Consider the following 24,922-nt stretch of genomic DNA (forward strand, 5'->3'; position numbering starts at 1 on the left):
AAAAGGATGTAATCAGATGCTGAATAATGAGTTGCGGGTCCTCACAGTCTTAACACTATCTACTTTAGGGATTTTGCTTTTTTTATTAGTGTATTTAATCATTCGGAAAGTAACTGAAATAAAAAAAAGGGAAAAAATTAATCACTACAAAGCAAAATATAATGCTCCAATATTTCAAATGCTTACGGAAGGAAGGCTTATCAGGGGACTTTCCACCGATACACTTTATCAGCAATTAGCAATCGAAGAACTTCTAATTCGTTATTCAAAAGGATTGGAAAAAGCAGATGAAAAGTATAGGTTAACTGAATTAGCTTCTAAATACTTAAAAGACTACTATCGAAAACGGCTTAGAAGCTTGCGATGGAGCACTCGTATGAATACCCTTTATCATATTGAGGATTTTAACATGATTAAACTTTTACAAGACGTTTATAAGCTCTTAAAAAAGAAAAGGCTTTCACGTGACGAGCTTGTCCATGTTCTTCGAACACTTGCTTTATTTCAATTACCCCAAATGACTGAATTATTGACGAACCAATATGTACATTTATCAGAATACGATTATCGTAATATTTTAATTCGCTTAGAACATGCACAGTTTGAGCAATTTATTCTTCAGTTCCATAAAAGCCATTCAGCCTTACAAAGGGCTGTATTAGATGTCATTTCCATAAAAAAAGAAATTACCTACCATTCATTTTTAGAAAATATCTTTTCAACCTACTCAGGAGAAGTTAGACTAAGGGCTTTAAAAGCAATAGCAGAAATTGGAAGCATAAAAATAATTGATCCCTATTTAGCCTTAGTGGACTCTCCCAAATGGGAAGAAAGAATGGTTGCCGCAAAATTAATCGGTTCTTTAAAAGAAAAGAAGGCAATTCCTAGATTAATTGAACTGTTGCACGATCCTGCATGGTGGGTGCGTGCACAGGCAGGACAGTCAATCAGCCGTTTTGCCGATGGTAGAGAAATATTACAGTCAGTTTTGAAAACCTCCCAGGATGCATTCGCAAGAGATATGGCCTGGGAATGGCTGCATAAAGGGGATTAACGGAATGCCTTCAATTCAATGGGGAGACATTGTTATAATTTTTTCATGGTTTATAGCCGTCTATATGGCCATTGTGATTGCCTTTTACACAGTCATTTTGGTTATTTCATCTTTTCAGATCCGCAAGGAATATCAGCTTGATAAGGTTCAGGCCTATGAAGATTATTTGGATGAAATCTATACAAAACCAGTTTCCATTATTGTGCCGGCATACAATGAAGAAGCTGGGATCATTTATAGTGTACGTTCGTTATTAAGTATTAATTATCCTACATATGAAATAATCGTCGTCAATGATGGTTCCACCGACCGAACTCTTGAAAAAATGCTTGACCATTATCAAATGAAAGAAATAAAAAAAGTGATTCGAAAACAGGTGGATACCAAACCGATAAAAAGAATTTACCAATCTACCGTACTTTCTAACCTTTTCCTTGTTGATAAAGAAAATGGGGGAAAGGCAGATGCATTAAATGTTGGCTTAAACTTTTCACATTATCCCTATTTTTGCTCACTTGATGGCGATTCTGTATTAGAACAGGATGCCTTTTTAAAGGTAATGAAGCCAATAATTGATTCTAATGAAGAGGTAATTGCTTCAGGTGGGAGTGTACGGATTGCAAACGGCTGCAAAATTCAAAATGGGCATATCGAGAAGATAGGATTATCAGACAAACCATTGGTGGTTATGCAAATAATCGAATATTTACGAGCGTTCTTAATGGGGCGAATTGGTTTGAGCCGGCATAATCTTTTATTGATTATTTCAGGTGCATTTGGTGTTTTTTCAAAGAATTGGGTTATCAAAGCGGGCGGATACCGTACAGATACAGTCGGTGAGGATATGGAATTAGTGGTCAGAATGCACCGGCTCTTGAAAGAGGAACGCCTGAAAAAAAAGATTGTCTATGTTCCTGATCCCGTTTGCTGGACAGAGGTTCCTGAAGGCTTAACGTTCTTACGCAGACAGAGAAGACGATGGCATCGAGGTCTTTTTGAGAGTTTATGGATTCATCGGAAGTTAACTTTTAATCCAAAATATGGATTGATCGGATTCATTTCTTTCCCTTATTTTTGGATTGTAGAGTTTCTGGGTCCAATCATTGAATTAATGGGTTATATTTTTATGATACTATGCTTAATTTTTGGGGGAATCTACATCGAATTTGCTATTTTATTATTCCTTCTTTCCTGTTTATATGGGTCGATTTTTTCAATGGCTGCCGTGTTATTAGAAGAATGGAGTTTAACAAAGTATCCGAAGGTATCTGATATCATTAAGTTGTTTTTATATTCGATGACAGAGACTATCTGGTACCGCCCGTTAACCGTTTTGTGGCGATGTGAAGGTGTTTGGCAGATGCTGACAGGCGATAATAGTTGGGGAGAAATGAAAAGAAAAGGTGTATCTGAATGAAGAAGCAAACCTCTCTTATCATCTATGTCTTCCTGTTTATAACGGTAATTACAAGTCCATTTTGGCTTTGGCTAATCCAGCCTTCCAAAAAATTAAACATGTTAATCGTTGATAAAACAGTCCCTAACTCAACCTATAGAGAGCATAAAGGTCTTGTTTGGATATTAAATAATGCTAAATACTTTATAAATGGAAATGAACCATATTCAGAAAAAAATGATTATAGTGGCTATACACCAAACAAAAGGCAGAAATATTCAATAAAGCCCCTTCCAAAAAATATAGAACAGTTCGATGTTATTTATCTGACTGACCAATATGGGGTTTATAAGAAGGACGTTTCCGGAACAAACCCAACAGGGGAGAGGTCGGCAAAGATTTATGGCGGCTTAAAAACAAGTGAAGTCACAAAAATTGAGAAGACTCTTATTCAAACAAAAGGAAAGACCTTAATTGCAGAATTTAATACGTTTGCAAGCCCCACCTCGGATTTGTCGAGGGAAAAAATATCAAACTTGTTAAACTTGGATTGGTCTGGGTGGATAGGTCGTTATTTTTCCCAACTTGATAGCTCAGAAGTGCCAAAATGGGTGAAGAAGCAGTATGTCAGGCAAGGAAAGGCGTGGACTTTTTCAGGGCAGGGATATGTTTTTGTAAATAAAAATAACTATGTAGTAGTAGTTGGCAATAAGGATATCCAAGATAAAGGGCTTATCTTTCAGTTAACCAAACAGGGCAAAAAACAATTTTCAAGTGACATTCAAGGGGAATATCAATATTGGTTTGATATTATTGAGGCTCGTGACCAGGATGAAATCCTTGCCTATTATAAGCTCCCAATTTCAAAAAAGGCAAAGGAAAAACTAAAAGGCTATGGAATTCCCACAATTTTTCCGGCTGTTCTTTATCATCAAAATGCGAAATATTCCTCATATTATTTCTCTGGTGATTACGCGGATGAAGCGGAGGTCCCTGGAATTTATCAATCGAAGGGATTTGATTTTTGGAAAAGGAATCTAAGTGCGAGAGGCTCTTTTTATTGGGAAGCGTATGTACCCATGATGAAGGATATTTTACAGCATGGCTTGCATCATGTTGATCCACAGCAAAAAGTTGAGTTGGTTAAGCGGGGTGGGGTTCAAACGAATAGCAAGACCAGTAATTCCTTTATTCAAATTCACAGAAATGATAAATGGAAGGATCTTTTGATTAAAGGGGTTAACATGGGGATCGGAAAGCCTGGATATTTTCCTGGTGAGACAGCGATTACTAAGGAAGAGTACTTTCGATGGTTTAAAGAAATTGGCCAGATGAATGCCAATGCGATTAGGGTTTATACACTTCATCCGCCCCAGTTTTACGAGGCTTTCTATGAATATAATCAAATTGCTCATCAGCCATTATATCTACTCCATGGTACATGGGTAAATGAAGAAAACTTAATTCGTTCACAGGATGCTTTTGATTATGAGAATCTGGAGGACGCACGAACGGAAATTAAAAACATGATTGATATTATTCATGGAAAAGCGGCTCTTTCAGCTAGGCCTGGGCATGCATCCGGCGAATTTAAATATGATATTTCCAAGTATGTTTTAGGGATGATTATTGGTACCGAATGGGATCCTGCAATGGTTGCAAACACAAATGCGAAGCATACGGGTGTTGGACAATATAATGGAGAATATTTCAAAACTGTGGGTGCTAGCCCTTTTGAGGTGTGGCTTGCAGGGTTAATGGAATTCGCAGCTGAGTATGAAGTGAAACAATACAGCTGGCAGCACACGATGAGCTTTACCAACTGGGTAACGACGGATTTATTAAATCATCCTGCTGAGCCACTTGAAAATGAAGATATGGTGGCCGTTAATCCTAATCATATAAAGGCTGAGAATAAATTTTCGCCAGGATTATTTGCTTCCTATCATATTTATCCCTATTATCCTGATTTTTTGAATTATGAGAAAAGTTATCTTAATTATGTAGATTCCAGCGGTAAGAAAAATAACTATGCCGGCTACTTGCATGAATTGCGTGCAGCCCATCAAATACCTGTTTTAGTTGCTGAATTTGGGGTACCTGCTTCAAGAGGATTAACACATATAAATGCCTATGGTATGAACCAGGGCTTTCATTCAGAAGAAGAACAGGGCAACATAGACAAAAGATTGTATCAAACAATTGTTGCTGAAAATTATGCTGGCGGACTAGTTTTTACCTGGCAGGATGAGTGGTTCAAACGTACGTGGAATACAATGGATTTCGATAATCCAGACAGAAGACCCTACTGGAATAATCAGCAAACGAATGAGCAGCACTTTGGTCTACTTGGATTTGACCCGGGGAGAAAGGAAGAAGCCATCATTGTTGATGGTTCGGATAAGGATTGGGATATCAAAGGTGTGAAAAACAGTTATCAATCTAAAGATAATAAGGAGCCCTTGAAAGAAGTTCGAATATCATCAGATAGTGGATATTTGTATTTCCTACTTAAATATAATCAGCCTGTTAACTTCGATAGTAAAGAAACCTATTTACTTCTAGATACAATCAGTAAACAAGGCCAAACCAACATTGCCTTATCGGAAAAAATGAATATAAAAACGGATTATGGTATTGAGTTTTTAATAAAGCTAATCGGTCCGAAGGAATCAAGGGTTATGGTGGATAGTTATTATGATACATTCTATTATCAGTATGCAAAGCTCTTAAAAATGATAAAGGAAGAGCCATACGCTAGTAAGCCAGATAACGGGGTATTTCATCCGATGCGGTTGGCATTAAATAAACAATTGATGATTCCTTCAACTAATACGAATGTTCCGTTTCAGGATTACGAAACAGGTGTACTACAGTATGGGAATGCCAATCCAAGGAGTAAAAATTTTGATTCTTTAACTGATATTAGTGTTAGTGACGATAAACGAGTTATCGAAGGAAGGATTCCGTGGCAACTTTTGAATTTCAAGGATCCCAGCACAAAAGAAGTGATGGCTGATATATGGAAAAATGGACTAACAAAGGGTTTTGAAACGAAAGGAATCAGGTTTGCTGTTATTGCTGCGAACAAGGAGGCTGTACAGCAAACATTCCCAAAGACAGTTAATGGTAAGTTAAGAGCGTTGGAATCCTATTTGTATAGCTGGGATAAATGGGATAAACCAGTCTATTATGAGCGATTGAAGCAATCCTATGAAATCATGAAGGAAACCTATAATAAATACTGATACGTTAAAAAATGAAAACCACCAGCAAAAATGCTGGTGGTTCATTTTTTTCCTATAGCCATGAGTAACGAAATTGTTTGAAAATTATTTTTTCGCAAAAAACGACATTTTTTTTAATGTGTTTCTGGTCTTCTTGCCACAGTGACAGTTGTCATAAGTCCAACACAAAGAATGGTCAAAAGGGAATAAAAAAACTTTTCTAATCCAACTACTTGAATGCCGCTTGTTATAATCAGCCCGTCAATTAAGAAAATGATGATTCCGATATTTACTGTTGTAAATTTAGTTAACAGCTGGGCTAGTAAATCCGTCCCACCCGTACTTGTTTCATAACGAAGCATGACGCCGATGCCAATCCCTACAAGCAACCCGCCAATGACTGTACTTGGTAATATACCGAGATGGATTCTTCCGTTAATAAAGGAAAAAAGATCAATACAAAAGGATGAAATAATTAAACCATGAAGGCTGTAGAAGAAATAACGCCTTTCAAAAAACCAGGCTAAAACATAAAGGGGAAGGCTAAGAAGAATAATGCTAAGTCCAGTGGGCCAGCCATAAAAATAATGAATGATTAAGCCTAAACCAATTACCCCCCCATCTAGCAAGTGATAAGGGACTAGAAATCCGTTTACCCCTAAACTTAATAATATTGAACCAATCATCATTGCGAATATTTTTTCAATCATTATTTTCACCTCAAAACTTGTCCTTTTACATTAAAGTTATGAAGATTAACCTCATTTAGAAGTGAACAAATAAAAAAAGAGGAGGAAACAAAAGTTTCTTCCTCTTTTTATCGTATTTAAAAAGCAAGATTTAGAATAAAGTAGCAGATTCCTGCTAATACTGCGGTAATTGGCAATGTAATAACCCAAGTGATAATCATTCGCTGGGCAGTACCCCATTTAACCCCTTTTAGACGGTGAGCAGAACCAACCCCAAGTATTCCTGAGGAAATTACGTGGGTTGTACTAACTGGTAAATGGACGTAAGTAGCACCAAAAATGATTGCAGCTCCAGTTAAATCCGCAGCGACCCCGTTAATAGGCCTTATTTTCATGATTTTTCCGCCAACGGTTTTAATGATTTTCCAGCCGCCGATAGAGGTTCCAAGTCCCATGGCAAGTGCACAGGAAGCTTGAACCCAAAAAGGAACATCATCACTTTGAATAGTACCAGAGGTGAGAAGGGCCATGGTGATAATCCCCATCGATTTTTGTGCATCGTTCGTTCCATGTGAGTAGGACTGTAATGCAGCTGTAGCTATTTGGATATAACGAAAGTTTCGATTGGTTTTTGTTAAATTAAAATTCTGAAAAACCACTTTAAAAATACTATAAACAATGTAACCGACGGCAAACGCTAAAATAGGAGAAATAATTAGTGCTTCTAAAATTTTTAAAAACCCGCCATAATTAAGTGAATTAAATCCTTCGGCTGCAATGGCTGCACCCGCGATGGACCCGATAATTGCATGGGATGAACTGCTTGGAATGCCGTAATACCAAGTGAGTAGGTTCCATGCGATGGCCGCAATTAACGCTGCTAATATTACAACAGTCCCATTGCTTAGGCTGAAAGGATCGACAATATCCTTCGATACCGTTTTAGCTACCCCAGTAAATGTCAACGCCCCAATAAAGTTCATCACCGCGGCCAAAATGATGGCATGACGGGGCTTTAAGGCTTTTGTAGAAACAGATGTTGCAATTGCATTTGCGGTATCATGGAATCCATTAATAAAGTCAAATGCAAGGGCACCAATTACAATTAATATAATTAGGGTCATAGTTAAGCTCCTTATGCATTTTTCATAATAATGGTTTCAAGAGTATTGGCAACTGTTTGACAGTAGTCAGCAATGTCCTCTAGATTTTCATAAATTTCCTTGTATTGAATAATGCGGACTGGGTCCTTTTCAACAGTAAATAAATTTTTGATGGATTGTCTTAAGATATTATCGCATTTGGATTCAAAATCTTTTATTTTGATGGCATGCTCTCTAATTTGAGCAAGCTTTTTATTGGAAAGAAGTACAACGGCTTTATCGATTTCATGAACACTTCCCTGAATGGCTTCTACAAACTTAACCATAAATTCATCAGCACTAGTAATAGAATACATTTCAAATAACGCTGAACATCCTTCAAGTCCATCTAGGACATCATCCATACTCATGGCAAGATGGAGAATGTCTTCTCGTTCAATAGGAGTGATAAAGGCGTCATTTAATTCTTTAATCACTTCATGAACGTAGGAATCTCCTTTTGTTTCAAGCTCTTTCATTTTTTCAGAGAAAATTTTTAAATCACTCACGTTTTTTAATTTGTATTCTGTAAAGAAATTGGCACTTTCCTTTAAGTTAGCGGAAATATTATTTAATAAAACCGAGAACTTATCATTTTTTTTGAATGCCATGTAATTACCTCCAATATTCATATGTAAAGTTGTACACTTACCGAAAATATTTTATAGGAAAATTGTCGAAAAAAGAAACAAATCTTAACGAAATTTACAAAAACTTAACATTTGAATTTTCTGAATTATGTTTCATTATGAATAGTACTTTTTTACTTTCTCCATAGAAATGCCTCATTATGTATGAAGTTGACTAATTAAGACGAGGATAGTATAATTATCTCGAATTAAAGATATTTCACTTTGAGATTATGTCGTTAGATAAATTATGGCGATACTATAAAAAACAATTGAGGTGGAAACTGATGATAAACATTTTTAAAGCTGAAGATAGATATACTGCCGACCATGGCTGGTTAAAAAGTAATTTTAGTTTTTCATTTGCTGAATACTATGATCCAGCCAATATGCAATTTGGACCAATGCGTGTATTAAATGATGATATTGTCCAGCCCTTAAGAGGTTTCGGGGCACACCCGCATCGTGAAATGGAAATTGTATCCATAGTATTAAAGGGCCAATTAAAACATGAAGATAGTACCGGACGAAGTGCAGTGACGACCTTTGGCGGAGTTCAAAGGATGTCAGCTGGAACTGGGGTCATTCACTCAGAAGTAAACCCTTCAGCTTCAGATGAAGTAAACTTCTTACAATTATGGTTTATGCCTGAGAGAAATGGCCTTTCACCCTCTTATGAGAAAACAGAATTTGATGTAAATCAATTGAAGAATAAGCTGTTACCAATTGTTTCGAAATATGGCGCTGGGGAAAATGTAGCAGGTATCCATCAGGATTTAACCGTTTATTTGTCTGATTTAGATGAAGGCAGTGAGTTGACTTTTCAACAAGAAAAGAATCGGCGGATATTCTTCTTTATGATAGAGGGGGATGTAGAAATAAACCAAGATTATAAGTTGAATAAGCGCGATTCTGCTCGGATAACAGATACTACTGAATTACAAATTAAGGCTGCCAATAAAAGCAGATTAATGCTGATTGATTTACCATAAAGTAGACCGGATTCATTGAATCCGGTTTTTATTCTTTCTATGAGTAATAAAATAAAAATTGGGTAATTTATAGGTACAGGCGGGAAGAATTCAATTTCTTCACCTTCTGCCTGAGATGTAGGCTCAGACGCTTTAAAAATAGGTGAAAACTAAAAAGGAGTGTTCGTAATGGGCTTTATTTGGTCATTAATTGTTGGTGGTATTATCGGATGGTTAGCAGGTCTAATCGTTGGAAGAAATATTCCTGGTGGCATTATTGGTAATATAATTGCTGGATTTGTTGGCGCATGGCTTGGAACAATGATTTTAGGAAACTGGGGTCCGCATGTTGCTGATTTTGCCATCATCCCGGCGGTAATTGGTGCTGCTGTACTCGTTCTCTTGCTAAGCTTCATCATGAGGGCATTTAGAAGAGCCGATTAAGAAATAAAAGCCTCCCAACATGGGAGGCTTTATCTATTTATATCGTATATACATCAATATCATTAAAAATAACCGGATGATCGATAAAAGGTGCGTGACAGCTGATTTTTTCTTTTGTAAACGGATGTACAAATTCAAGCTTAGCGGCATGAAGGGCCTGCCTGTTTACAAGTGGTTTTCCTCCGTACAAAATATCTCCAACTAAAGGATGGCCGAGGTGACTTAAGTGAACGCGGATTTGATGTGTTCTCCCCGTATCCAGCCAGCACTTCACATAGGACATCTTCCGTACTTTATCTTCTTTTAATATTTGATAATGGGTAATGGCTGCCTGTCCAGAAGGAGAAACTCTTCTTTTGGTTGCATGATGGCGGTCACGCCCAATTTGAGCATTAATGGTCCCTTTTTTTCTCTGTAATAAACCATGAACCATAGCAAGGTAAGTTCTCTTTAATTGGCGCTCTTCCAGCATTCTATCTAAAATAACACCAGCTAAACCGTGCTTCGCAAATAAGATTGCTCCTGAGGTATCCCGGTCTAGGCGGTGGATTTGGCGGATGTTTTTCATTTCTCCTTTTGCCAATAAATAAAAAGATGCGGCATTAATTAAAGTGTTTGTTTCCGTATTGCTATCATTTGGATGAGTATTCATAAACGGCGGCTTATTGATAACAAGAAAATGATCATCCTCGAACAAAACCTCGATTTCATAGTAATGTGACGGGACCTGAATATCTTCTTCCTCAAATAATTGAATTTCTAGTTTTGTTCCAACCGTAAGCGGTAAATTCCAATCTACTCGTTTACCTTCCATGCGAACTTTTTCTTCCATTCTGAAAGAATGAATGACTTTTTTGGGAGCTTTCCACACATTACGGAAAATTTCATCAGTTGTTTTACCTTCCCACTCTTTTGGGATTATGATCTGCAACCAATCTCCCTTTCGTATTGTATTAAGCATAAGTACTCCTTTACTTTCTATTAATTACCACCCTTTATTCCTCGTTTGTTATGTTATTCTTATCATATATATTACGATAGAATTATGCGATGGCAAAGGTGGGTTATAAGTGAAAATTGTTTTTGCCTCAACACCAAGTCAGGAGCAAGAAATTTGTGAACTTGTGAGGTATATTTACTCTAATATTTTTCCACTCTATTTTACTGATGAGGAAATTTTTCAGTTTGAACAGTTAAAGGTCTTGCATACTGCAGGAAAGCATGTCGAAGATTTTAGTACCTTAAAGGATGCCTTTCAGGTTATGACAAGCATTCAAACGATCATTTCCATTCTTGAGGCGTCACCTCTTGATGAACAGTATGCTGCTTTATTTGATAAAAATGTTGCAAATCTGCAAGATTTTGGATTGTTTTTTCCATTTGAATTTGAACAATTTTTTGAAGCCAAGAGTTTGAAAAATACGATACTTAGTATATACACGAAAGCAGATAATGAATTGCTCATATAAAAAATAAAATGCCTGCATTTTTGCAGGTATTTTATTTTGCTTTTTTTTAATTTATGAAAAATATAAGGTAAAATAGTATAGGGAATTAAACATTCTGCGAAAATTGTCGGATTTTTTATACGATTTTTTAAGGAGTAACATGTTATAACTAAGAAAAAATATAAATTAGAAAGAAACGGGAGGGCCATTATGGACTGGAAAGAAGTAGCAAATAGTTGGATTGAATTTAAAGATTTGGATGTTGAATTACATAATCAATTAGAAGAAATAAAGAAAGATGAAAAACTGCTTGAAGAGGCATTTTATAAGAATTTGGAATTTGGAACTGGCGGTATGCGCGGTGAAATAGGTGTTGGGACAAACCGTATGAATATATATACTGTCCGCAAAGCTTCAGCTGGGCTGGCTGCATACATAGAAGAACATGGCTTAGACGCAAAACAACGCGGAGTTGTGATTGCTTTTGATTCACGACATAAATCACCACTTTTCGCGATGGAGGCTGCCAAAACACTTGCCACCAAAGGGATTCAAACATATGTATTTGATGAATTAAGACCAACTCCAGAATTATCGTTTGCATTAAGGTATTTAAATGCTTTTTCTGGAATTGTCATTACCGCGAGTCATAATCCGCCGGAATATAATGGTTATAAGGTTTATGGTTCTGATGGCGGCCAGCTGCCTCCTCTTGATGCTGATATTGTGATCAACCGAGTAAATGAAATAGAGAACGAATTATTAATCGAGGTCGACAGTGAGGAAAAGTTAAAAGCTGAGGGACTCATTAAAACCATTGGTCAAGAAGTGGACCAAGCCTATCTTGAAAACTTAAAAACAATTTCCGAAAATCCACATCTATCAGAAGAAACGGAACTTCATGTCGTATTTACTCCATTACATGGTACGGCCAATAAACCGGTTCGTTCAGCGCTTGCTGCTCTAGGCTATAAGAATGTAACAGTGGTGAAGGAGCAAGAGCTTCCAGACCCAGAATTTTCAACAGTAAAAAGTCCAAACCCGGAAGAGCATGCGGCCTTTGAATTAGCCATTCGTGATGGGAAACAAGTAGGTGCAGATCTTTTAATTGCGACGGATCCGGATGCAGATCGACTTGGTATTGCTGTACTTAATCCTGAAGGTGAATATGTTGTTTTAACTGGAAATCAAACAGGGGCTCTTTTACTTGATTATCTCTTAACACAGAAAAAGGAAAAAGGAACGTTGCCTCAAAATGGAGTTGTGTTAAAAACGATCGTAACATCGGAATTAGGAAGAAAAATTGCTTCCGCATTCCAATTAGAAACAATTGATGTATTAACAGGCTTTAAATTTATCGCAGAAAAAATCAAAGAGTATGAAGCTACTGGTGAGCATACGTACCTATTTGGTTATGAGGAATCCTACGGATATCTCGTTGGCGATTTTGCCCGTGATAAGGACGCAGTCCAAGCAGCATTATTGGCAACAGAGGTTTGCGCTTATTATAAAAAGCAAGGAATGTCCCTTTACGAAGGAATGATGCAGGTTTTTGAAAAGTATGGCTATTATCAGGAAGGTCTTCGCTCTTTAACGTTAAAAGGTAAAGAGGGAGCCGAACAAATTCAGCGCATTTTAGCTTCTTTCCGAAATGAACCGATTAAAAATTTAGGGTCATTAAATACGGCTATTACTGAGGATTACCTAACTGGAATCCGCGTAACCAATTTTAGTGAGGAAAAGATTGACCTACCTAAATCGAACGTCCTAAAGTATACGTTTGAAGACGGTTCATGGGTATGTCTAAGACCTTCAGGCACAGAACCAAAAGTAAAATTCTATTTTGGTGTTAATAGTGAAAGTCTTGATTCAAGTAAAACGAAACTAAAAGCGATTGAGAAAGACTTTATGGATTTAGTTGATCAAAAAGTAAAAATGGTACAAGAAAATTAGCATTGAAACCAACATCATGTAGAATTCATCAAGAAGGGAAGAGCAATATGCTAAAAGACCAAATTGCCATTGTTACTGGCGCTTCCAGGGGGATTGGCAGGGAAATCTCTGTCAAGCTAGCCGAGCAAGGGATGAAGTTAACGCTTGTTGGAAGTTCAGCTCAAGTAACTGAAACAGCAAGTGAACTTAAGAAACTGGGGTTTGAAAATGTCCTTCCAGTTCAAGCCGATGTATCGAATGAAGAGGATATGCTTCGGGTTGTTCAAAATACGATTGATGCCTATGGTTCAGTTGATGTTCTTGTAAATAATGCAGGAGTGGGCTTCTTTAAGTTAACTGAAGATGTAACTGTTGACGAGTGGAGGAAGGTATTCGAGGTAAATGTCCAAGGGGTATTCTTAGCAACGAAAGCAGTGCTTCCACATATGAAGGAGAAGAGGTCTGGAACGGTTATTACTATTTCTTCTGACGTTGGTCGCTATACAATCCCTAATGGTTCAGCTTACACAGCAACTAAATATGCTGTCCAAGGATTCTCGGGTTCAGTCGCTCAGGAAGTCCGTGAATACGGAATCCGTGTTGGCACGATCAATCCGGGTATGGTGGATACGTATTTTGCAGAATCCGAGCAGGGCTTGCCTGAGAAAAAGGACTGGCTCAAAGTAGCGGACATCGCGAATGCCGTGGTGTATATGGCTTCTGCTCCAAAACATATGATTATTGATGAAATCGTCTTACATCCATTTGTACAACAATATCCGATAGCATAAGAATAACCCCGAAAGGCCAAGTGCCCTTCGGGGTTATTTTTAGGAAAATGGCTACGTGATTGAAATCGAAATGGCGATGAGAATCGGAGGCAGGATGAATGACTTTAGGTGACCGAAAATGTGGTGGAGAAGAGGAAAGGGTAACGTAGAAGGGGTCTACGATACCCAAATGATGCTGAAGAGATTATAACAGTGACGTGGAAAAAGTTTCATTGCCCGAAGCGATTAAAAGAGCTCGGATGGTAAATAAAAAAGCAATTCATTGCCCGAAGCGATTAAAAAAGAGATCGGAAGGTAAATGAAAAGGCAGTTCATTGCCCGAAGCGACTAAAAAAGAGCACGAACGGTAAATGAAATCCCATCTAAAAAAGCCATCCCACGAACAGCAGGATAGCTCACTCCAGAATTATAAATATTTCCGATGTACACCTTTGCCGTCATAGGAAAACAGCATTTTTCTATCCTCGATGGTGGTTTCCATATGGACGGGTCTTCCCCATAGCTGATGAACGTAAGGCAATACCTTTTCAAGATATTTCACATCTAATTCAACGCCTTCATACCAATGCTTTAAGTAAAGTTCACCATTTTTCAGGTAGTCGCCATCATTAACGGTAATGTAAGGAAACCCGCCATTTACCCGCATATTGACTAATTGGTCGCGGATATGCTCCCACTGCTTATCAACAACTTTGTAATCCCGTCCTTGCTTTTGGAAAAGATACATATCCTCCCTCATGACAAGGTCTTTATTCAAATAATTTCGCAGGAAGGAAATATCTGATTCAACCTCACGAACTTCAAATATTTTATCACGGCCAGACCCTGGCTGAACACCTCTGCGCTTCATTTCATCCGTTGGATTATTGTAGCGCTCCTCGATATCCTCAAAAATTTTAATACCAAGATAATAAGGATTAATGCCTGTTTTTGAAGGCTGAACGACACCAGCATTCAATTTGGCAAATTCAATGGCTTCCCCGCTTGTTAATTCCAATTCTCGTAATATCCGTTGATGCCAGAACGATGCCCAGCCTTCATTCATGATTTTTGTTTCCAGCTGCGGCCAGAAGTAGAGCATTTCTTCGCGCATCATCGTTAAAATATCCCGCTGCCAATCTTCAAGCTCTCTGCTGTAGTTTTCAATAAAAAGGAGCAAATCCTTTTCAGGTCTAGGTGGAAATTTCTTTTTCCGTGGCTGTTCAGGTCCCTGTTTTTCTTTTTCATCCAAACTCCATAGGTCATCGTAGGGAGTAATGATTGTGGTTTCCCCCGATTCTTCTTCATCATCGCCTATTGACCAAGCAAGCTTTGGCCTCATCAACGAAGGATCAATATGTTCATCAATTGCCAATACAGCATCTAAAAATGTTTCTACTTCTTTTTTTCCGTATTGAATCTCATACTTGTGAATTCGTTCGGCAGTGGCTGCCATGCTTTCTACCATATCCCGCTTCGTATTTTGGAAACGGACGTTGTTCTTAAAGAAATCACAGTGGGCTAAAACGTGAGCAACGATTAACTTATTTTGAATCAGGGTATTGGAATCAAGTAAAAAGGCGTAGCATGGATTTGAATTAATAACCAGTTCATAAATTTTACTCAACCCCAGGTCATAATGGAGTTTCATTTTGTGAAATTGCTTTCCAAAACTCCAGTGTGAAAACCGGGTTGGCATACCATAGGCTCCAAAGGTATAAATTATTTCAGCAGGACAAATTTCATAACGCATTGGATAAAAATCCAGCCCAAATCCATTTGCAATCTCCGTAATTTCACTAATCGCATATTCTAGTGCTTTGCTTTCTTCACCATTCAATTGCCATTCCCCCCTTTTCCTCTTACCACAATGTATGAGGGGAAGCTGGGAATGATGAGAAAGAAGCCAAAAAACAATAAGCAGGGTCGCTTATTGTTTTTGATTTTCCACTGTTATATTTAAAACCTTATTATTTGTGGCATCATGACTCACTCTTACAATCACAAAGAAGTTCTGGTTATTTTCTTGCACTTTAAAACGAAAACCATCTTCTACCTTTGTTGCATCAACTTTCTTTCTTCCCAAATATTCATAATCCTTAATGGGGGCCCCTGGAAAGTCCGCCTGAACGACCGTTATGGCAATCCTGCCAAACTTTTCATAATCAGGCTTTTGTGCCTCTCCTTGTAGGTTAACATAGACTAAAAAACACAACATAATAAATAAGCCTGCTAAAAATTTTCTCAAGAAAATCCCTCCAAAAAAAGCGTTTAAAAATATTTTCTCCAAAAAGTTCTTTAATATGTATTATTTGGGAATATTTTTCGCTTCTTGCGCAAGCTTTAGCCCCACAAATCGATTTCGTTTCCATTCCTTTTTAAAAACAGATAATGGCGGGCTTGTCTCCCCAACAAGATAACTAATTTCAATCGTTATGGCTGGCTTGTGATAAGTGGTGATAAACCAATCAGTGAACCCTCCTCCAACCGCATCATCAGGGGGAGTATTTAATTTATAACCCGTTATCTTCGCGATTTTTTTAGCAATTGATTTATCCCGGGAAAGATTCTTTCCATTTTTATATTTCCAAAAAATTTCTTCTCCAGCTGTATGATAAGCAGCAGCAATTGAAGGATTAATTTCTTTAATAAAATTGGTCAAGGCTATGACCTCTTTAGCTTGAAGCGGTCTTTTCCCTTTATAAAATTTATAAAAGGGCTTATTCGTTTTTGTATCTAGACTGTCCCATCCTGCGGGGTATTGCCTGTTTAGGTCTACACCTTTTCCATTTGCTTTCCATCTTTTAAAATGGTTTGAATCATCATTCATATGCAATATTTGTTCCTTTTGTTTGGCTGAAAATTGTTTAAAGTTGTGTTGCTGTATGGCAACACCATCTGGATTCAGCATGGGAACAAACCAAATCGAAATATCGTTTAAAATATTTTTGGAGCCTGTCGTTTCCAATGCATGATAATCATGGGCATAGGTTTCCAGCATTTTCATTAAAAGCATACTCGTCAGCCATTCACGCCCATGATGGGAGCCGATTAAGACGATATTTTTTTCCCCGGTGCCAAGCTTAACAGCTAAAATATTTTGTCCAAAATGGGTCGTTCCAATTGATTTTAATTCAATTTCATCTTTATATTTTGCCTTCAATAACTTAAGATCATGTTCAAGCATTTCATAAGAGTATGGTTTATTAGTTTTTATAATAGCAGCATTAGCTGTAGTTTGAAATGTAAGGAAGAGCACCATTAGTAAACAAAAATATTTAGTCATATAACCTCCCCCTAAAGAATTTATACAGGTAAAAGTTGAAAAGAGCATAGGAATAGGGTGTCCAACATTTTCTGTGAAAGTTCTTTAAAAAATGTCATACAATAAACTCAACTCCTAATAAGGAGGAGAGATAAAAAATGAATAAAGTGGATTACGACCGGGCGCTATATTATACGCATCGGTCAGAATGGGATAATTTACTGATATTAATGGTTCGAACAAAAGATCAATTTTTATCTAAAAAGATCGAACAATTCCTGCATGCTTACAATTTTGAAAGTGACTACAGTGTTCTTGAAAAGAAACTTTATAACCTGCTTCGTTACATCGACCATGCTAACGAAACCTTTGAAGCCGATCCTAATGAGATACCGATGTATAGTCTTTCCTAAAAAAACAAGTGGATACAGAATTGTGTGAGAAACTTTTTTACAACCGGACCAAAGAATTCCACCAAAAAACACGGCTTTTATAAGAAGCCGTGTTTTTAACTGTTTTTTATGACACCATTTCGTACAGCATAAAGGGCTGCTTGGGTTCGGTCAGCCAGCTCAAGTTTAGCTAAAATGCTGGAGACATGGGTTTTTACTGTTTTTTCAGTAATAAAGAGGGATGCTGCAATTTCTTTATTGCTTTTTCCGCTGGCGATTTCTTTGAGGACTTCCAATTCTCTTTTTGTCAAATCTTCTAGAGTTTTTTTTTCTTCATTATTCTTAGAAGAGAATTGCGTTAAAAGATGAGTTGTCGCTTTGGGATGTAGTTGATTTTCGCCTTTCATTAATTGTCTAATGGCTTTTACAAGTTCATCAGGCTCAATATCTTTTAGTTGATACCCGGAAGCACCAGCTTCGATCGCTGGAATGACATGGTTTTGGTCAGAAAAACTGGTTAAGATCATGATATTCATGTTCAGATGCTTTTCTTTTATTTTTCGTGTTGCTTCAATTCCGTCCATTACAGGCATGACTAAGTCCATTAAGACCACGTCTGGTAAAAGGATGTCTGCCAGTTCGACAGCTTCTTTTCCATTTTTCGCTTCCCCGATAATTTCGATGTTCTCTTGGGTTTTTAAGAAAAATACCAAGCCTCTTCGGACAACATGATGGTCATCAGCTATAAGTATTCGAATGGTATTCATTGTTCGTCTCCCCTTAAAAAGGCATATTAACTTTAATCATTGTCCCTTTATCTGTTTTACTTTTGATATGAAAAGTCCCCCCTAAGCTTTCAGTTCGGTCCTTCATACTTTTTAATCCGAGAGAAGGGAGTTCTTTTGTTTCGTCGTAATGAAAACCGGAGCCGTTATCTTTAATCTCAAGGGAAATTCGGTTTTCACCAACAATGATAGAAAGATGAACCGACGTCTCCCCTGAATGTTTTTTACAATTCGCCAAAGCTTCCTGACCAATTCTCCATAATCCTTCTTCAATGCTACTAGGTAGATGGATTACACCGTTCACATTTATGTTGACCTTTAAACCGAGCATGTCACCGTAGCTGCATAAAGCACTGACAATGCCTTTTTCAAGTCCCTTTGGACGAAGCTGCCAAATAAGTGCCCGCATTTCGTTTAAGGCTTCCTGAGCCAAATCTTGAATATAGCCGAAGGTTTCTTTAACATCATAATTCTTTGTCATTTCCATGCCGCCCCGTGCAGTCAGACTTAAGGAAAAAAGCAGCTGGTTGACGGAATCATGCAAATCTCTGGCTAGTCTGTTTCTTTCTGCCGTTAAAGCAATTTCTTGTTCTCGGTGTGTCAGGTTTATTCGTTTTAAGGCAGATCCAATTTGCAGGGCTATAGATTCTAATAACGCGAGCTCTTCATGGGTAAATCTTGTTTTATAGGGGGAACCCACATTTAAAAGGCCGAATTTTTCGTTTCCAGCTTTTAATGGGACTGTGGCGTGGTGTGTTAATCCACATGTATCTCCCAGACCTTGTTCAATGGCAATCTCAAGCCGTTTACATTCGATGATATTGGTAGCTTTATCTAATCGGCCTTTATTGTAACGGTTAATACACCAGCAGTCCCCGCTGCACATTAGTGTATTTTGATTCTCTGTCAATGCTGGAGGAAGGTTTTCTTTTGCAGCCAGTTCAAATCGGCCTGTACGGTCAATCAGAAAAATCCAGCCTGTCTGCATACCTGTTACATTAAGTAGTTTTTTAAGAACCTCTGTAAGGATAGCCTGAATATCAGTACCACGGTTAAGAAGTTCAGCAATTTCTTTCAATATTTTTAATTCGGATAGATGGTTTTCGTTCATTTAAAAGGCCCCCAAAAAATTCTAACTCTTCCCATTATTATAACGTTTTTTATTCCAAGGAGCCTTAGAAAAAAGTACAGCTTTTTCTACGACCAAAGTCTGAAAAAGGAGTCATCATGAATGTAAGGGATGGCCTTTTTACGATAAACAGATTAGAAATAGTGTCTATTTTGTTACAATTGAAAAACTTAGTTGACATTGAGAATCATTCTCTCTATAATGAAAAATGTAAATGATAATCATTATCAAACAAATATAAAAAACAAACCGGGGGAAACAGGAATGTCTATCAAATTTAAACTTCTTGCAGCAACTGCAGCACTTTCTTTAATACTTGGAGCATGCGGAAAAGCTGAGGAAACCGAAACTAAACCAAAAGTAGAGAACAAGGAAAAATCAGCGGAGAAGAAAGAAGCTGAGAAAACAGAAGAAGTGGATTATGCGAAAGTTTTTGGTGAAGCCATCACTGAGCTTGATAAAGCAAAAGAAGGTAAAAACGTTGATTTTGCAAAAGTAACTGATTTGTACAATAAAAATTTAAAAGAGCTTGTTCAAAACCGTGATGCTGAATTTGAAGATACCCTTGATGAAAAAATCACTGCAGCATTAACAGCAGGTAAAGATGGTTCAATGGACAAAGTGGTTGTAAGACAAATTTTTGATAAATTGATGCAAAAAGTGTTTTATACATCCATTAAACACGATTTTACTGAAGTAGGAGATAAATGGGGCAACACAGACCAAGTTAATGGGGAAATTAATGAAGCAAAAGAGTATTATGCTATCTTAAAGACAACAGTTGAAAAACGTGATGCTGCATATGGAACAAATCTTGTAAGTGTCATTGACGGTGGTTTTAGCGAAATCGAAACAGCGGTTAAGAATAATGATCAACTAGGCTTTAACCTAGGCAAGCAAGTTGTCGATAAAACGCTTATGAAGACTTTCTATTTAGCAACTGGTGCCATTCCAAACGGATATGCGACAAAAACTGCAGCTGAAGCAAAACAAGATGCTACTGCTGCTAAGGCAGAGCAGGCAGAAGGCTGGGCATTCTTCCAATCTCTAAGCAGTTACTTGAACAAACATGCAGCTGATGAAACTGCCTTCATTGAAAAATCCTTTTCACTTGAATCTGATGCAAAAGCAATTGATCCTGCTGCTGTAAATAAGGCTTTTGTTCGTGGGTTTGCAAAAATTGCAATGGATGAGTATGGGGAAAGTAAAGAATTGCTAGGTAAAGGTGAAGATAAGGCAGCGGTTACTGGTTTAGAAGGAGCATTATTTATTGATATCATCGGTGAAGATATTAAGGCTCTTTTGGGTGACGATGCATATAAAACATTAAATGAAAAAGCACAGAAATATGTTGAAACAGCAAAAGCGAAAGATAAAGCGGCTGGTGAAGCACAATTGAACGACTTGATTTCTACTCTGAATACAATCGTAGAAAAAGCGAAATAATGCAGAGGAAAAACCTTGTTACAAACACAAGGTTTTTCCTATTTTCCCGAATTATGTCTTAATAGAGGTGTATTGAATTGAAAGTTGTTGTAACAGGAGGAGCAGGGTTTATCGGTTCCCATCTTTCTAGAAAGTTAATCCATGAGGGACATGAAGTTATCATCATTGATGAACTTCACCCTTATTATTCAATCAATAGAAAAAGAAGCCACCTGGAGTTTATCAGGGAGGCAGGGGAATTTCGCTTTTTCCACAAAAGTCTTATACATAATGAAAAGGAAGTCAAAGATATTTTTCAATCCTTTCAGCCTGAAGCCGTTATTCATCTTGCTGCCATACCTGGAGTCCCTCATTCCATTGAAGCCCCGAATGAGTATGTAGATTATGATATAAAAGCAACTATTAACGCTCTTCGTTTTGCTGGTGACTCTGATGCAAAACAATTTATTTTTGCATCATCTTCTTCAGTATACGGAGAACAAGCAAATGTCCCTCTTCTAGAGGAAATGGCAACGGGTAGTGTGGTATCTCCCTATGCGGCCGCCAAATTCGGCGCTGAAGCCTTTTGTCATGCATATGCTTCATTATTTCCTTATAAAGTCTCGATTCTCCGTTTTTTTACGGTTTATGGACCATGGGGCAGGCCTGATATGGCCATTACTAAGTTTATTAAAAAAATACTTGCAAAACAGGAAATTACTCTATTCGGTAAGGGAACTGCCAGGGATTATACATACATCGATGACTGTGTGAATGGAATCTTAAGTGCGTTCAATCAAAAAGAAAGGGTAGATACCTATAATATTGGTTCAGGCAGGCCCGTTTACTTAGAAGAATTAGTGGAGCAGCTAAGGGTTCATTTTCCTGAATTAATTGTTAAGCTGGGGGCTTTTCGTCAAGGTGATGTTCAATCGACTTGGGCAGATATTAGAAAAGCAAAAGAACAGCTTGGGTATTATCCGGCCGTTTCTTTTTCAGAAGGACTTGCCAATACAATCAAATGGGCGAAAAAACATGAAACGGAAATCTGTTAAACGATACATCAGATTCACAGGCGTCTTCTTAATTGCAGTATTTATCGTGCTGTCCATTCGTTATTTTCATCATGAAAAATTTTTAAAGGTAACTAAAGAATTCTTCATTGGTAACCCGATTATCCTTATGATTGTTACGATTTCTTATTTGATTTCTTTTATCCTGAGGGCTGAAGCTTGGAGATTATATTTAGGAAAAAACGTTAGGTTTTTCAGCTGTCTTCAGGGAGTACTTTTGAGTCTGTTTGTAAATCATATAATGCCGATTAAAGTAGGGGATGCGATTCGAATCGGTGTTTTATCCTGGCGGGAAAAAAATATCAAGCCGGAAATTTCCGCCCACTCGGTGATTGTTCTCAGGGTATTGGATATGTTTTTTCTTTTGTTGTTTTCCTTTATTGGATTAATCGCTTTATCGAGGTCATTTACGTTCCGATATTCTCTACCAATGGCACTTATTTTGCTGGTATTCGGTTTAATTGGATTCTTAATTCTTAGTAAATTTTGTCCCCCCTTTCTGGAAAAGCATATTCAATTAATAAAAACTAGCATAGCTAACAGGAATTTCACATGGATTATTACCCTTGTTGCCTTAAGCTGGATTCTTGAAGGAGCTGTCGTTTGGGGAGTTACAAGTTCACTGGGGAACAGTTTGCCCATTTACAAAGCAATATGGGTCAACTCTATTACTGTCGGAGGACAGGTTTTTCAAATTACACCTGGCGGAATTTCTACCTATGAAGCCGTCATGACAGCGGCTTTATCAAGTTTTCATTATCCGGTCAAGGATGGCTATATGGTAGCGCTTGTTAGTCATAGCTATAAATTTATTTTTTCCTATTTTGTTGGATTCCTGCTCTTGATCCATTCACCGAGAACAAAAATCAACCAAATTAGAGAAATTCTTTTAATGAGGAGAAGACCTGAATGAAAAAAGCATCAAAATTTGAAAAAACAGCAGCTAGGTGCTGGAACCTTTTAAATGAGGGAAAGCCGTTTACACCCATTTTTACGGTTGGCATCATGGTCATTTATTCATTATCCAAACTAGGTGACCCTTCATTTTTAGCGGATTTTTCCTTAGGGCTGCTTGCCATTGTACCAATGCTGATTATTTATTATTTATTTGATTATCCTTTGTTCTTAAGAAATTATTTATGGATTCCATTTACTGCCTATCTTATTATCTGGAACAATGTTAATCTCGGTCTGCTCCTAACAGCAATCGGGTTATATTTCTTTTTTACTGTCTTTTTTTGGGGGACGTTTTACTATCATTTACGGATAGGAACATCATGGCTAAATTTTACCCGCTTTTGGAAGCTCGTATTAAAAAATAGTGATTCAACCAGTGGAAACGCCCAGGAACAATTACCAAAGTTTTTGCTGCTTTTGTCACTTTGGAATTTAGTTAATACAGAACATGAATGGTCCGGACGTGAACTTGGCATTTTATTTCTTTTTTATGCTGGGGTACTTTTGTTTTCATGGATTCTACATAAAAACTTATTTGACTGGAAGCCAAAAATTATTCCAACCTATACTTCCAATGTTAAGGAGCGAGATTCTGCTATTAACGATAAGGTTATTGTTATGGTTATAGACGGCATGAGGAAAGAACGGTTTGAGGAAGCTAATACCCCCTTTCTTGATTTTTTGAGAAAAAATGGCACAGACTATACTCGAATGGAAACAGTCTATCCAGCGAGAACGGTCGTTTGCTTTTCTTCCATGTTCACAGGAACCTATCCATTTGAACACGGAATTAAATCCAATATGGTGTGGAAGCTCGGGATTAAAGTTGAAAGTGTGTTCGATAGTCTAAGAAAAGTAGGGAAAAAGGGTTCATTATTAGCTGTTGCCCACCTAGTTGATTCATTTGGTAAGGATGTCGAGACCTATACAGCCGTAATGAATAATAGTATCGTCGACCGGAGAATTATTGAACGTGCCAAAAATATCATGGACGAGCAGAATCCAGACCTACAGATTGTGCAATTAATTAGTACAGATCAAACTGGACACAGCCGGGGCGTTTTATATGATGAATACATTCAAAAAATTGAAGAAGCTGATAGCCTGATTGAAGAATATTTTAATTGGCTTAAAGAAAAGGGGAAGCTTGATAATTACACATTTATTGTATGTGCGGATCATGGCCAGGCAGATGGCATCGGAGGTCATGGCCACTTGGATGAAGGTGAACGGTTTGTACCGTTCTTCATGTATGGCCCTGCGATTGAACAAGGAAAGAGTGTCGAGGAAAAGCATAGTTTAGTATCGATGGCATCGACTATCTCTTACTTATTGGGGGCACCTTTCCCAGGCAAATCACGCGGTCCTGTATTAATTGATGCAATTAGGAAGGAAGTAATTAAGGAATGAAGCAGCAAAAAGTGATTGTTTTTCTACCCGCTTTTAATGAGGAAGAATCAATCGTTGAGGTGATTCAGAACATACCAAGACATTTTAATCAGAATGTATGTGTAGAAGTATTAGTCATCAATGATGGTTCGAGTGACCGAACAGAAGAGCTTTCTTGGGAAGCAGGTGCTGATTATGTTCACACCTTCCCGAAAAACAAAGGTTTAGGGGCAGCAGTCCGCAAAGGTCTAGAATTATGTGCAGCAAATGGCGCAGACATTGGGGTTATGATTGATGCTGATAATGAATATCCTGCTGAGCAAATCCCGGAATTAATTGAACCAATCTTAATGGGAACGCATGACTATGTGATGGGTTCCCGATTCCTTGGGACAATAAAGGGAATGAGATGGAACCGAAGACTCGGAAATTACTGTTTCACCTTTCTGCAGGCACTGCTGCTAAGGAAATGGATCTATGATGGTCAATCCGGTATGAGAGCCTTTTCTCGGCAGGCGATGATTGAAGCAGAAATTATCCATGATTACAACTATGCCCAAGTAGTCACACTTAATCTAATCCGCAAGGGCTTTCGAATGAAGGAAATCCCGATTCGTTATCAAGTTCGGAAAACTGGTGAATCTTTTATTAAGTTTAAGGCATATATGACGTCTGTCCTCCCAGCAATATTAAAAGAAATCCGAAGACCTGTGAATAAAGTAGATGAAGTAAATCGTAAGGTGAATGGAAAGGTACATCCCTTTATGAATAGGAACCAAGAACAGTAAATAAGATAATTATGTTA

At 37.6% G+C, this 24,922-nt stretch carries 23 protein-coding genes; 14 read left to right on the forward strand and 9 right to left on the reverse strand.

Going from position 1 to position 24,922, the window contains the following annotated elements; genetic code table 11:
- Positions 1-16: 16 nt before the first annotated feature.
- Genes AC59HZ_RS04695 through AC59HZ_RS04705 form a run of 3 tightly spaced genes read left to right on the forward strand, consistent with a single transcriptional unit; the run spans position 17 to position 5,698 of the window.
- Positions 17-1,054, forward strand: coding sequence for a HEAT repeat domain-containing protein (locus AC59HZ_RS04695; protein ID WP_496544719.1), 1,038 nt, complete (start codon positions 17-19; stop codon positions 1,052-1,054).
- Between the two features lie 4 nt (positions 1,055-1,058).
- The gene (locus AC59HZ_RS04700) at positions 1,059-2,471 is read left to right on the forward strand and encodes a glycosyltransferase family 2 protein (RefSeq protein ID WP_496544720.1); all 1,413 of its coding nucleotides are present in this window, start codon (positions 1,059-1,061) and stop codon (positions 2,469-2,471) included.
- Entirely contained in the window at positions 2,468-5,698 is a 3,231-nt protein-coding gene (locus AC59HZ_RS04705) for a hypothetical protein (protein WP_496544721.1), read from the forward strand. The genes AC59HZ_RS04700 and AC59HZ_RS04705 overlap by 4 nt, the downstream gene beginning before the upstream one ends.
- A gap of 113 nt (positions 5,699-5,811) precedes the next feature.
- Here AC59HZ_RS04705 and AC59HZ_RS04710 read toward each other — a convergent pair whose 3' ends face one another.
- The 3 genes from AC59HZ_RS04710 to AC59HZ_RS04720 all read right to left on the reverse strand — a co-directional run bounded on the left by AC59HZ_RS04710 (position 5,812) and on the right by AC59HZ_RS04720 (position 8,119).
- Positions 5,812-6,387, reverse strand: a complete 576-nt coding sequence (locus AC59HZ_RS04710; protein ID WP_496544722.1) for a YitT family protein — start codon at positions 6,385-6,387, stop codon at positions 5,812-5,814.
- Positions 6,388-6,503: 116 nt separating this feature from the next.
- On the reverse strand, positions 6,504-7,490 hold the full coding sequence (locus tag AC59HZ_RS04715; protein ID WP_496544723.1) for an inorganic phosphate transporter: 987 nt from the start codon (positions 7,488-7,490) through the stop codon (positions 6,504-6,506).
- A gap of 11 nt (positions 7,491-7,501) precedes the next feature.
- The gene (locus tag AC59HZ_RS04720) at positions 7,502-8,119 is read right to left on the reverse strand and encodes a DUF47 domain-containing protein (RefSeq protein ID WP_496544724.1); all 618 of its coding nucleotides are present in this window, start codon (positions 8,117-8,119) and stop codon (positions 7,502-7,504) included.
- 305 nt (positions 8,120-8,424) lie between these two features.
- Between AC59HZ_RS04720 and AC59HZ_RS04725 the strand changes: the two genes are divergently transcribed.
- Together AC59HZ_RS04725 and AC59HZ_RS04730 are read left to right on the forward strand one after the other, a co-directional pair.
- Entirely contained in the window at positions 8,425-9,129 is a 705-nt protein-coding gene (locus tag AC59HZ_RS04725) for a pirin family protein (RefSeq protein WP_496544725.1), read from the forward strand.
- Between the two features lie 168 nt (positions 9,130-9,297).
- Complete coding sequence (locus AC59HZ_RS04730; RefSeq protein WP_335715334.1) at positions 9,298-9,552, forward strand: GlsB/YeaQ/YmgE family stress response membrane protein; 255 nt, start codon at positions 9,298-9,300, stop codon at positions 9,550-9,552.
- 37 nt (positions 9,553-9,589) lie between these two features.
- On the opposite strand, the gene AC59HZ_RS04735 is transcribed toward AC59HZ_RS04730, so the two are convergent.
- Positions 9,590-10,483: an RluA family pseudouridine synthase gene (locus AC59HZ_RS04735; protein WP_496544726.1), complete on the reverse strand. Its 894-nt coding sequence runs from the start codon at positions 10,481-10,483 to the stop codon at positions 9,590-9,592.
- A gap of 139 nt (positions 10,484-10,622) precedes the next feature.
- On the opposite strand from AC59HZ_RS04735, the gene AC59HZ_RS04740 reads away from it, so the two are divergent.
- From AC59HZ_RS04740 to AC59HZ_RS04750, 3 genes are all read left to right on the forward strand, one after another.
- On the forward strand, positions 10,623-11,021 hold the full coding sequence (locus AC59HZ_RS04740) for a YhcU family protein (protein WP_496544727.1): 399 nt from the start codon (positions 10,623-10,625) through the stop codon (positions 11,019-11,021).
- Positions 11,022-11,210: 189 nt separating this feature from the next.
- Complete coding sequence (locus AC59HZ_RS04745; protein WP_496544728.1) at positions 11,211-12,953, forward strand: phospho-sugar mutase; 1,743 nt, start codon at positions 11,211-11,213, stop codon at positions 12,951-12,953.
- Positions 12,954-13,000: 47 nt separating this feature from the next.
- The gene (locus AC59HZ_RS04750) at positions 13,001-13,723 is read left to right on the forward strand and encodes an SDR family oxidoreductase (RefSeq protein WP_496544729.1); all 723 of its coding nucleotides are present in this window, start codon (positions 13,001-13,003) and stop codon (positions 13,721-13,723) included.
- Between the two features lie 406 nt (positions 13,724-14,129).
- On the opposite strand, the gene AC59HZ_RS04755 is transcribed toward AC59HZ_RS04750, so the two are convergent.
- The 3 genes from AC59HZ_RS04755 to AC59HZ_RS04765 all read right to left on the reverse strand — a co-directional run bounded on the left by AC59HZ_RS04755 (position 14,130) and on the right by AC59HZ_RS04765 (position 16,988).
- A complete protein-coding gene (locus AC59HZ_RS04755) occupies positions 14,130-15,542 on the reverse strand; it encodes a SpoVR family protein (RefSeq protein ID WP_496544730.1) in 1,413 nt (470 codons plus the stop codon).
- Between the two features lie 90 nt (positions 15,543-15,632).
- Positions 15,633-15,992, reverse strand: a complete 360-nt coding sequence (locus AC59HZ_RS04760; protein WP_496544731.1) for a DUF3889 domain-containing protein — start codon at positions 15,990-15,992, stop codon at positions 15,633-15,635.
- 18 nt (positions 15,993-16,010) lie between these two features.
- The gene (locus AC59HZ_RS04765; protein ID WP_496544732.1) at positions 16,011-16,988 is read right to left on the reverse strand and encodes a M14 family zinc carboxypeptidase; all 978 of its coding nucleotides are present in this window, start codon (positions 16,986-16,988) and stop codon (positions 16,011-16,013) included.
- A gap of 137 nt (positions 16,989-17,125) precedes the next feature.
- Here AC59HZ_RS04765 and AC59HZ_RS04770 point away from each other — a divergent pair, with 137 nt between their 5' ends.
- Positions 17,126-17,380 carry a YhdB family protein gene (locus tag AC59HZ_RS04770; RefSeq protein ID WP_430066235.1) on the forward strand — a complete coding sequence of 85 codons (255 nt, stop codon included), beginning with the start codon at positions 17,126-17,128 and terminating at the stop codon, positions 17,378-17,380.
- A gap of 95 nt (positions 17,381-17,475) precedes the next feature.
- Here the strand turns inward: AC59HZ_RS04770 and AC59HZ_RS04775 are convergent, their stop codons facing one another.
- On the reverse strand, positions 17,476-18,126 hold the full coding sequence (locus AC59HZ_RS04775; RefSeq protein WP_496544733.1) for a response regulator: 651 nt from the start codon (positions 18,124-18,126) through the stop codon (positions 17,476-17,478).
- A 13-nt stretch (positions 18,127-18,139) separates the two neighbouring features.
- A complete protein-coding gene (locus AC59HZ_RS04780; RefSeq protein WP_496544734.1) occupies positions 18,140-19,255 on the reverse strand; it encodes a GAF domain-containing sensor histidine kinase in 1,116 nt (371 codons plus the stop codon).
- Positions 19,256-19,537: 282 nt separating this feature from the next.
- Here AC59HZ_RS04780 and AC59HZ_RS04785 point away from each other — a divergent pair, with 282 nt between their 5' ends.
- The 5 genes from AC59HZ_RS04785 (at position 19,538) to AC59HZ_RS04805 (ending at position 24,905) form a co-directional block, all read left to right on the forward strand.
- Positions 19,538-20,719: a hypothetical protein gene (locus tag AC59HZ_RS04785; RefSeq protein WP_496544735.1), complete on the forward strand. Its 1,182-nt coding sequence runs from the start codon at positions 19,538-19,540 to the stop codon at positions 20,717-20,719.
- 77 nt (positions 20,720-20,796) lie between these two features.
- Entirely contained in the window at positions 20,797-21,753 is a 957-nt protein-coding gene (locus AC59HZ_RS04790; RefSeq protein ID WP_496544736.1) for an NAD-dependent epimerase/dehydratase family protein, read from the forward strand.
- Positions 21,734-22,684: a lysylphosphatidylglycerol synthase transmembrane domain-containing protein gene (locus AC59HZ_RS04795; RefSeq protein WP_496544737.1), complete on the forward strand. Its 951-nt coding sequence runs from the start codon at positions 21,734-21,736 to the stop codon at positions 22,682-22,684. Before AC59HZ_RS04790 ends, AC59HZ_RS04795 begins: the two co-directional genes overlap by 20 nt.
- Positions 22,681-24,138, forward strand: a complete 1,458-nt coding sequence (locus AC59HZ_RS04800; RefSeq protein WP_496544738.1) for an alkaline phosphatase family protein — start codon at positions 22,681-22,683, stop codon at positions 24,136-24,138. Before AC59HZ_RS04795 ends, AC59HZ_RS04800 begins: the two co-directional genes overlap by 4 nt.
- Positions 24,135-24,905 (forward strand): glycosyltransferase family 2 protein, encoded by a 771-nt coding sequence (locus AC59HZ_RS04805; RefSeq protein ID WP_496544739.1) that lies wholly within the window; start codon positions 24,135-24,137, stop codon positions 24,903-24,905. Before AC59HZ_RS04800 ends, AC59HZ_RS04805 begins: the two co-directional genes overlap by 4 nt.
- Positions 24,906-24,922 lie beyond the last annotated feature (17 nt).

This window comes from Neobacillus sp. DZ-9 (genome assembly GCF_059587065.1).

Bases quoted from the DNA above. Each gene is read 5' to 3' on its own strand.
- AC59HZ_RS04785 (WP_496544735.1), top strand. From the start codon at position 19,538: ATGTCTATCAAATTTAAACTTCTTGCAGCAACTGCAGCACTTTCTTTA.
- AC59HZ_RS04795 (WP_496544737.1), top strand. From the start codon at position 21,734: ATGAAACGGAAATCTGTTAAACGATACATCAGATTCACAGGCGTCTTC.
- AC59HZ_RS04700 (WP_496544720.1), top strand. From the start codon at position 1,059: ATGCCTTCAATTCAATGGGGAGACATTGTTATAATTTTTTCATGGTTT.
- AC59HZ_RS04720 (WP_496544724.1), bottom strand. From the start codon at position 8,119: ATGGCATTCAAAAAAAATGATAAGTTCTCGGTTTTATTAAATAATATT.
- AC59HZ_RS04715 (WP_496544723.1), bottom strand. From the start codon at position 7,490: ATGACCCTAATTATATTAATTGTAATTGGTGCCCTTGCATTTGACTTT.
- AC59HZ_RS04775 (WP_496544733.1), bottom strand. From the start codon at position 18,126: ATGAATACCATTCGAATACTTATAGCTGATGACCATCATGTTGTCCGA.
- AC59HZ_RS04800 (WP_496544738.1), top strand. From the start codon at position 22,681: ATGAAAAAAGCATCAAAATTTGAAAAAACAGCAGCTAGGTGCTGGAAC.
- AC59HZ_RS04745 (WP_496544728.1), top strand. From the start codon at position 11,211: ATGGACTGGAAAGAAGTAGCAAATAGTTGGATTGAATTTAAAGATTTG.
- AC59HZ_RS04695 (WP_496544719.1), top strand. From the start codon at position 17: ATGCTGAATAATGAGTTGCGGGTCCTCACAGTCTTAACACTATCTACT.
- AC59HZ_RS04750 (WP_496544729.1), top strand. From the start codon at position 13,001: ATGCTAAAAGACCAAATTGCCATTGTTACTGGCGCTTCCAGGGGGATT.
- AC59HZ_RS04705 (WP_496544721.1), top strand. From the start codon at position 2,468: ATGAAGAAGCAAACCTCTCTTATCATCTATGTCTTCCTGTTTATAACG.
- AC59HZ_RS04710 (WP_496544722.1), bottom strand. From the start codon at position 6,387: ATGATTGAAAAAATATTCGCAATGATGATTGGTTCAATATTATTAAGT.
- AC59HZ_RS04770 (WP_430066235.1), top strand. From the start codon at position 17,126: ATGAATAAAGTGGATTACGACCGGGCGCTATATTATACGCATCGGTCA.
- AC59HZ_RS04765 (WP_496544732.1), bottom strand. From the start codon at position 16,988: ATGACTAAATATTTTTGTTTACTAATGGTGCTCTTCCTTACATTTCAA.
- AC59HZ_RS04725 (WP_496544725.1), top strand. From the start codon at position 8,425: ATGATAAACATTTTTAAAGCTGAAGATAGATATACTGCCGACCATGGC.
- AC59HZ_RS04730 (WP_335715334.1), top strand. From the start codon at position 9,298: ATGGGCTTTATTTGGTCATTAATTGTTGGTGGTATTATCGGATGGTTA.
- AC59HZ_RS04780 (WP_496544734.1), bottom strand. From the start codon at position 19,255: ATGAACGAAAACCATCTATCCGAATTAAAAATATTGAAAGAAATTGCT.
- AC59HZ_RS04805 (WP_496544739.1), top strand. From the start codon at position 24,135: ATGAAGCAGCAAAAAGTGATTGTTTTTCTACCCGCTTTTAATGAGGAA.